Raw genomic sequence first — 8,205 nt, 5'->3', positions numbered from 1 at the left:
GCGCATCAGCTGCCGGCGCATCCGCCGTACCGCTCTCGCTGCCGCCGCACGCTGCCAGCGTGCCGATCAGGCTGATCGCCGCGGCCACGCCGGCGGCATTCCACTTCAGGTGAATCCTGCGCATCGTCCGTCCCCTGGTTGGCAGGTCATTGCCTGCGTCGCGGCAGTGTTATGGAACTGGTTCCAACTGGCAACGGCGGGGATGTGAGCAGGTGTGTAGCTACAAGCTGACGCGCCCCTCGATCGAGTCGTCGAGCGTCTTGCCCACGGCCGCGCCGATCAGGATCTTCAGGCCGGCGATGGCGTCGCCGTGCTTGTTGTCCCAGTAGTAGCCATCGGTCGGTACGAACTCGATGACGGTGATGCGCGGATCGTCGATGCCGCCGGTGAACCAGGTCTTGATCGGTGCGGCCCACAGTTCCTGGATCTTCGCCTTGTCGGTCGAGACGGTCGCGCGGCCTCGCAGCTGCAGGAAGTCGGAGTGCTTCGATGCCTGAAAGTACAGCGTGACCTGCGGGTCGGCCGCGATCTCGGCATTCTTGTGGCTGTCATTCGCGCTGAGGAACCACAGGTGGCCGCGCTCATCTGTCTGTTGCACGCTCATCGGCCTTGCCGCGACCGCGTCGCCGATGCGGCTTGCGGTGCAGAAGAAGCACGATGAATTCTTGTCGACCACCGCGCGGATACGGGCGATGGCGTCGGCGGCCTGCAGGTCCTGGCGGTTCTGCTCGGGTTGTTGCTGGTTGATGGAGTCCATGGGGCTGCATCGTCCCGTTCAACTCGCGCGCTGTCAGCCGGGGTGCATGCCGAGTTCACGTCAGCCGTGTCCGACGGTCCATAGTTAGTAGTGAGGGTGCGGACCTTGCCGCACTCCCATAGCATTTTCCGGTCTCGAATGCGAAGAGCGAGTGGAGGCCACATGCTGAAAAGCCCGCTGTTGAGGGCCCTTGCCGCAGGACTGTCGATGTCGGCATGGAGCGTCGCCGCCGCGCCGCTCATTCTGATCACGAAGGAAGAAGCGGCCCTCCCGTCCACGACACTGACCGCGAGGTCAGGCGTCACGCTGCCACCGACCATCGAGGTGCTGTCACCGAAGGCAGGGGAGCCGGTGAAGTCGCCCTTTCGCCTGAGGATCGCGTTCCGCGCCCATGGCGATGCCAAGATCGATCCGGGCAGCGTGAACCTCGTCTACTCGCGCCAGCCGCCGGTCAACCTGACGGAGCGTGTCAAGCCCTTCCTGACCGCTTCACGACTCGATATCCAGGAGGTGGTCGTTCCGCCCGGCCAGCACGAAATCCTGATCAGCGTCAGCGACGACCAGCTGCACGATGGCGTCCGCAAACTCGCGTTGACGGTGCGGCCTTGAGGAACCGGGCGATGAGTACGGGACGATCGCTGCTCGCCCGCTGGCCGGATGCGGACCTGTGCCCATACTGTCACTCCAAGACCGGCGAGTCGCGTGCCTGCAGCGCCTGTGGCCGCGATGTCGACCTGCTGCGCGAATTGCGCCACGAACTGGAGTCGGTCCGGTCGCTCGCGCCGTATGCCGCAGCCATCGCACCATGCCGCGCCGAGCCGCTGGCCCGCCGGCTGCTCAGCCGCTGCGGCTGGACCATCGTGGCCATCCTGCTGGCAGAGGTATCGCTCGTCCTGGTCTATGACACCTCCGACGTCTACCTGTACGCGGCCGCAGCGGCTGCCTCGCTGGTCTCGGGTTATTCGCTGGGCATCCGCCTCGCGGCGCGGCAAGCAGGCCTGACCCTGCTGAGCATTGCCGCGACCGCCTTCCTGTCCGTGTGGTTGACGACCGCGGTAACCGGCCTCCACACCTGGGCAGTCGGTGACGCCCCGCTCGAACTGGCCCCTCATTCCCCGACCGATTGGCGTGAGGCTCTCCGATTTGTCACCACGATTGCACTGGCCATGCTGGGCGGCTTCTTTGCAGCGCAGGCGATGCGCTGGAGCGAATCGCCCACTTCCGAACCAGCAGACCACTGGATCCAGCGCTGGTTCCTGCCCTGCAGTGCCGACGACCAGCCTGCCGCCGTTCAGATTCGGCAGATGAAACGCATTGGCGCGTGGGCGGCCGCTGCCGCATCGACCGTCGCCTCGATCGCTGGGTTGCTCAATGGACGCACAGGGCAATAGCCGACGGGCGGCACCGGGCCGAGCCTTCGGCCTGCTCGGTGCGCTGTGGTTCATCAGCATGGCCGCCATCGCGCAGCCTGCTACGCCGAGCGCGGCTGACGCAGGGCAGGCCGGCTTCCTGCAAGTCGAGTTGGAAGGTCATGCAGGTGCCGTTCGGCGGCTGGCTGTCGATGACAGGCGCGACCTCGTCGTCACCGGTGCAGACGACAAGACCGCGCGCCTGTGGACGCTGTCGACCGGCAAGCTGCAGCGCGTGCTGCGCCCGCCGGTCGGGCACGCCGATGCCGGTCGGGTGTACGGCGTGGCGCTGCATCCGAAGCGACCGTGGGTCGCGATCGGCGGAAACCGCTTCGGTTCAGAAACAGCGCCGACCGGCACAGGCCACTTCATCCTGGTGTACGACAGCCGCTCCGGAGAGCCGATCCGGCGCATCGACACACCCGCTGCAGACGTCAAGCGCCTGGTGTGGAGCCCCGACGGCAGTCTGCTCGTCGCGGGCTTCGCAGGACGCGGCGGCCTGCGGGCCTTCGATACCGAGGGTAAGCAGGTCTTCGTCGACGAATTCGGCGACAGCGTCTATGGCGTGGCCGTGGCGCCCGGGCTCATGGCCGCCGCAAGCCTGGATGGCTCGCTGCGCGTCTACACCCAGTCATACGACGGCAAGGGTCAGCACTACGCTGCAAAGACCCGCCGCGACCTGCCCGCCCAGCCGGCTTCGCTCGCCTTCTCGCCCTCGGGAACCTTGCTTGCCATCGGCTATGTGCTGCCCGGCAAGGGGCCGGATGTCGTGGACTGGGCCAACGGCCGGATCACGGCGGGACCGACACCCACCCGACTCGGACGCGACACCTTGCTGAGCGTGGCGTGGTCACCCGATGGCCGATTCGTCTACGCGGCCGGTTCCTATCCGTTCGAACGGCGCAATGCACGGCTGGTGGTCTTCGAACCCGGTGACCGTACAGGCGCCGAGATCGAGACCGGCGCACCCTCGACCATCACCGACCTGCTGACACTGCCCGGAGGGCGCCTGGCCTTCGCCAGCGCCAATGGATCCTGGGGAACGCTCGACATCGGCGCAGGTCGCGGAACCCTGACTCCGCCCGAGCTGCCCGACCTGGACGGTGCGCGTAACCTGCTCGCCAGCGAGGAGGGTTCGACCCTCAGCTGGGCTCTTGACGGCGGCCGCGATCGCGTGACCTTCGATCTCGCGACACGTCTGATTCGCAGCGGCGATGCTGGCCCCGGGCTGAACCCGCCGCTGCTGCGGCGCTCGATGCTGGACGCGCCCTCCGACTGGGAGAACCACCGCAATCCGCAGGTCAACGGGGTGCGCATTCCCATGGCAGCGGACGAGATGTCTCGCGCGACCGCCCTGTTCGCGACGGGCGGGGACGCCTTGCTCGGCACCAGCCAAGCGCTGTACCGGCTGGGTCCCGGCGGGACACCGGTGTGGCGCAAGGCCATGCACACCGAAGTGCGTGCGGTCAACATCAGCCGCGGCGGCAAGCTCATCTGCGTGGCGATGCTGGACGGCACGGTGCGCCTGCTGCGGGCGACCGACGGCGAGGAACTGCTGACCGTGCTGATGCTGCGCGACCGCCGATGGATCGTCTGGTCGCCGGACGGGTACTACGACGCGTCAGTGGGCGCCGATCGGCTGGTCGGCTGGGTCTTCAACCGTCAGAGCGGTACGGCGGCCGACTATTTTCCCGCCGCTCGTCTGCGCGAGCGCTTTCATCGGCCTCGCTACATCGACCTGCTGTTGCAGACGCTGGATCGTCAGCTGGCTGCCCGGGAGCAGGAACGAGAGATCGCCGCCGACGGCACGACTGCTGCGCCCCTTGCAGCCCCAGTCCGGGTGGCGCAGATGCCGCCGACGCTGCGCTCGCCGGTCCGCTCGATCGACCTGCCCGATGCCCCGGCCGAAACCGAGGTCGAGGTCCAGATCGCCCTGGTGGTACGAGCACAGGCGGACAGTGGTCCGATCCGGTACGAGGCACGCGTCGATGGACGCAGGGAGAACGTCGTTGCCGTGGAAGCCGCTCGCGGACCAGATGGCGACCGTTCGGTGCAACTGCGGCTTCACGTACCGGCATCGGCCACCGCGCTGTACCTTGCCGCGCGCGATGGGAACGGCTACTCGGAACGTCTCGACCTGGAGCTGCGGCCAGGTCGAACCGTCGAAACGAAGGCTGCAGCGCCTGCGCTGGCGGCCGAGCCGTCGCCCATCGCACTCTCCCCCTCCGAGGCAACGCCCCTTTGCGGCGACAACCCCACCGCGGCATCACGCGCGCCCAACTCAGCGGGCCTGAAGCGGCTGTTCGTGCTGGCCATCGGCGCCGGCCGGGCAAGGAATCGGGAGCCCTTGCAATTCGCGTCCAAGGACGCGACCGACTTCGTTTCGGTCATTCGGCTGCAGGAAGGACGGCTGTACGAAAACGTGATCGCAGGTTGCCTGCTGGATGCTCATGCCACCGCCAGCAACGTGCGATCGGCGCTGGCCTGGCTGGCGCATGCCGGCACCAAACACGACAACTTCATCGTATTCCTGGCGGGACACGGGCAGACACGCAGCGACGGCAGCTACCTGTTCACCACGGCCGATGGCGGCGACGGCGGTCCGGCGCTCGATGACACGGCATTGCGCGAGGCACTCAACCAGTTGCCCGGGCACGTGGTGCTGTTCGTTGACACCTGCCGTGCCTCCAGAGTCCTGGGCCCCGCGGGCCGCTATGACAGCGGCTTCGTCCGGTTCATCGAACAGGTCGGCGAACGCAGCCTGGCTGTCTTCGCGGCGTCCTCCGGCGCGCCCCCTGCGCAGGAGAACACGGCCTTGGGAAACGGCGCCTTCACGTCCGCCATCCTGACCGGCCTGCGCGGTGCAGCGGACCTGTTGAACGAGCGCAGCATCACCTACAAGGGTTTCGACTTGTACATGAGCCGCAAGGTCCCCGCGCTCACCGGCAAAACCCAGACACCGGTATCTCGTCTCCCACCGTTCATGCCGGACAACGTTCTGGCGAAGCTATGAGGGATGCCGCTTGAACATTCCGCACAGCCCATCGTCGCGCTACGCAGCCCTGCTGGCCGTATTTGCAGCATTCGCATTGGCGGTCGCGGTCTACGCACTGGATCGTCCGCGCGGCAGTGCACCGCTGCTGCCCGCGATGCTGCGCATCGCGGACGGATCCGCATCGCACCTGGGGGTGCTCGGCGGCAGCCTGCCGAGCCTCGCGCATGCTTTCGCGACCAGCCTGCTGACCTGCCTGCTGCTGCCTGCGAGTCGCACGATGCACATCGCCGCGTGTGGCGCATGGGCGATCATCGACTCCGCTTTTGAAGTTCTTCAGCACCCGATGGTATGGCCGCCGGCCGTCGTGCTTCTGAATCAGACGCACGCGAGCTGGCTGCTGCCCAACCGTGTCGCCGCCTACCTCGTACGCGGCACCTTCGATCCCTGCGACCTCGCGGCCTGCTGGATCGGTGCGCTCGCGGCGCTCGCCTTCGCCTTCGCAAGGCTTCGCCCCCCTCCTGTCACCCGGACTCCGCCATGACTGCACTCACCTCGATCGCGGCACGCGGCGTGGCCATCGCCGCCCTCTTCGTCCTCGGCATCGCGTCGATCATCGGCTCGGGCGGTGGCGGGGGCGGCAACGACACAGTGCCCTTGAGCATCGTGTCGCAGCCGGTCGACCAGAGCGTGCTCGACGGCACGACGGCCAGCTTCGGCGTGATCGCGAACAGCGCCCAGCGCTACCAGTGGCAGCGTCTCGAAGGCGGATCGTGGGTCGACATCGCCGGAGCCACCTCGTCCGCCTACACCTTCGGCGCCAACCTGGCGCAGAACAACCTGCAGCTGCGTGTGGTGGTGTCGGACGCCAGCTCGTCCATCACGAGCAGGCCGGTCACCCTGACGGTGACGACCTCCGTCGTGCCCGCGAGCATCACCGTCGAGCCGGCCAACGTCACCGCCAACGCGGGGCTGGACGCCGTCTTCACGGTGGCCGCCGCCGGCACGTCGCCGTCGTACCGCTGGGAGTCGAGCCCCGATGGAACCCATTGGAGCGACGTGCCCAACGGCAATGCATACACGCTGATCCTCTCGCCGGCACTTGAATCGGACAACGGCAAGTCGTTCCGCGTCACCGTGAGCAACGCCGGAGGCAGCGTCGTCAGCCGCGCCGTCACGCTGTCGGTCGCGGTCGAGTTCATCGTGGTCAGCGGCGGCGATGCGTGCGGCGGCAACTGCGGTGGCGACAGCGGCGACGGCAGCGGGGTCGGCGCCGGAGACGGGGGCTCCGGCTCGGCAGGCCCCGGCTTGTCGGCGATGCGCAATGCGCGTGCCACCGTCTACAAGCCGGACGGTCAGTTGCTGGGCAGCGCGGAACTCAGCGAGGACTTCCTGGTGTCGCTCTACCCCCGCGCATACACGGGTCCGTTCATCGTCGAGTTCGGGGACGACGGCAGCGGCAACGGCATGTACTTCGACGAAGCCAAACGCTCCTGGCTGGCGCTGCAGGGCCAGAAGCTGCATGTGATGGTTCCGCAGCTGACGCACCACATCAGCGCCAACCCGATGACCGAAGCCGCCTACCAGTGGGCGCTGCGACAGTTCGGATCGCAGGMCGCGCTCACACAGGTGGCCATGCAGCAGGCCAACACGTTGATGCTGGCGCAATTGAACGCCAAGCTGCCGAGCGCCTACCAGACCACCGACGTCAGCAACTTCATGATTCCGCTGTCCAGCACGTCAGGACGCGGCGCCCTCACCAACACCTGGGCCGGCCGCTACGGCGCCGTGATGGCCGCGCTGCCGATCGCAGGAACGCTGTTCGACTCGTCACTGGCATCGCCGGCGCTGTCCTTCGCGCGGCAGTTGACGGAGGACATCAAGGACGATGGCGGCTTCAACGCATCGGCGGCGGTGGCGCAAGCGGCGTATGACAGCGGCGTCGCGAACGCGCTGAGTGCCGGCATCTGCACCGCCGTGTCCATCTGGGGGTCGCCGTCCCTGCCGTCCCAGCTGAGCACGCAGTCTGCCGGCGCCGCCAAGGCCGGGCAATTGACCCTGCTCGCCGGCAGCGCCGGAGGCAGCGGCAACTGCGACGGCTGGGCCTCCAACGCCAGGTTCGACAACCCGTGGCGGGTGGCGGTCGACGGTGATGGAAACATCTACGTGGCGGACAACCACAACCACACCATCCGCAAGATCTCGCCAGAAGGAGCGGTGCAAACGCTGGCCGGCTCGCCCGGCAAATCCGGCACCGCCGACGGCCTCGGCCTGGCTGCACGGTTCTACGCGCCGCAAGGCATCGCTGCCGATGCGATCGGAAACGTGTTCGTGACCGACGGCAGCAGCACGATCCGCAAGATCACGCGCGACGGGCTGGTCAGCACGCTCGCAGGATCACCAGGAGCGCTCGGCAACGCCGATGGCGTCGGAGCAGGCGCCCGATTCAGCGGCCCTGCCGACCTCGCGTTGGACACCCATGGCAACGTGTACGTGGCCGACAGCTTGAACAACGCGATCCGAAAGGTGACGCCGCAAGGCGTGGTGACGACACTGGCGATCAGCTCCTGCGGGTCGAACAGCCTGTCGAATCCTTCTGGCATCGCGGTTGACAGCGCCGACAACCTGTACATCTCGAACCTCGGCGGCTACGAGGTTTGCAAGGTGAACCCGGACGGCACTTCGACGTTCTTCGCCGACGGGCAAGGCAGCAGCGACGGCAGTTTCCAGGAACCACGCGGTCTGGCCGTCGACAAGGACGGCAACGTCTACCTCGCCGATGCCTTCAACGAGATCATTCGAAAGATCACACCCCAGGGCGACGTCAGCACGCTGGCCGGCAGGCTGGTCACGCGTGGAAGCGCGGACGGCTTCGGGACGGACGCGCGGTTTCGCCGGCCCAACGGYGTAGCGGTCGACTCGCACTACAACGTGTATGTCGCCGACGAAGAGAATCACACGATACGGAAGATCTCATCGGACGGCGAAGTGAGCACGCTCGCCGGACTTGCATCCAACTTCGGCTACGCGGACGGGACCGGTGGCAA

General features: G+C 67.2%; 5 protein-coding genes and 1 pseudogene. 5 read left to right on the top strand and 1 reads right to left on the bottom strand.

Features of this window, described 5'->3' with window-relative positions; all coding sequences use genetic code 11:
* Positions 1-220 precede the first annotated feature (220 nt).
* Positions 221-757: a pyridoxamine 5'-phosphate oxidase family protein gene (locus AC1D15_RS11395; protein ID WP_477826054.1), complete on the bottom strand. Its 537-nt coding sequence runs from the start codon at positions 755-757 to the stop codon at positions 221-223.
* Positions 758-919: 162 nt separating this feature from the next.
* Between AC1D15_RS11395 and AC1D15_RS11390 the strand changes: the two genes are divergently transcribed.
* The 5 genes and pseudogenes from AC1D15_RS11390 to AC1D15_RS11370 form a co-directional block, all read left to right on the top strand.
* Entirely contained in the window at positions 920-1,366 is a 447-nt protein-coding gene (locus AC1D15_RS11390; protein ID WP_477826053.1) for a hypothetical protein, read from the top strand.
* 11 nt (positions 1,367-1,377) lie between these two features.
* Entirely contained in the window at positions 1,378-2,148 is a 771-nt protein-coding gene (locus tag AC1D15_RS11385) for a hypothetical protein (protein ID WP_477826052.1), read from the top strand.
* On the top strand, positions 2,129-5,179 hold the full coding sequence (locus AC1D15_RS11380; RefSeq protein ID WP_477826051.1) for a hypothetical protein: 3,051 nt from the start codon (positions 2,129-2,131) through the stop codon (positions 5,177-5,179). The genes AC1D15_RS11385 and AC1D15_RS11380 overlap by 20 nt, the downstream gene beginning before the upstream one ends.
* 10 nt (positions 5,180-5,189) lie before the next feature.
* Positions 5,190-5,702 (top strand): hypothetical protein, encoded by a 513-nt coding sequence (locus tag AC1D15_RS11375; protein WP_477826050.1) that lies wholly within the window; start codon positions 5,190-5,192, stop codon positions 5,700-5,702.
* A pseudogene (locus tag AC1D15_RS11370) lies at positions 5,699-8,205 on the top strand (hypothetical protein); the annotation flags it as partial. The gene AC1D15_RS11375 and the pseudogene AC1D15_RS11370, both read left to right, overlap by 4 nt.

The sequence above is a fragment of the Rhizobacter sp. P2_H2 genome (assembly GCF_056403375.1).
This window is presented reverse-complemented; position numbering and strand designations above follow the sequence as displayed.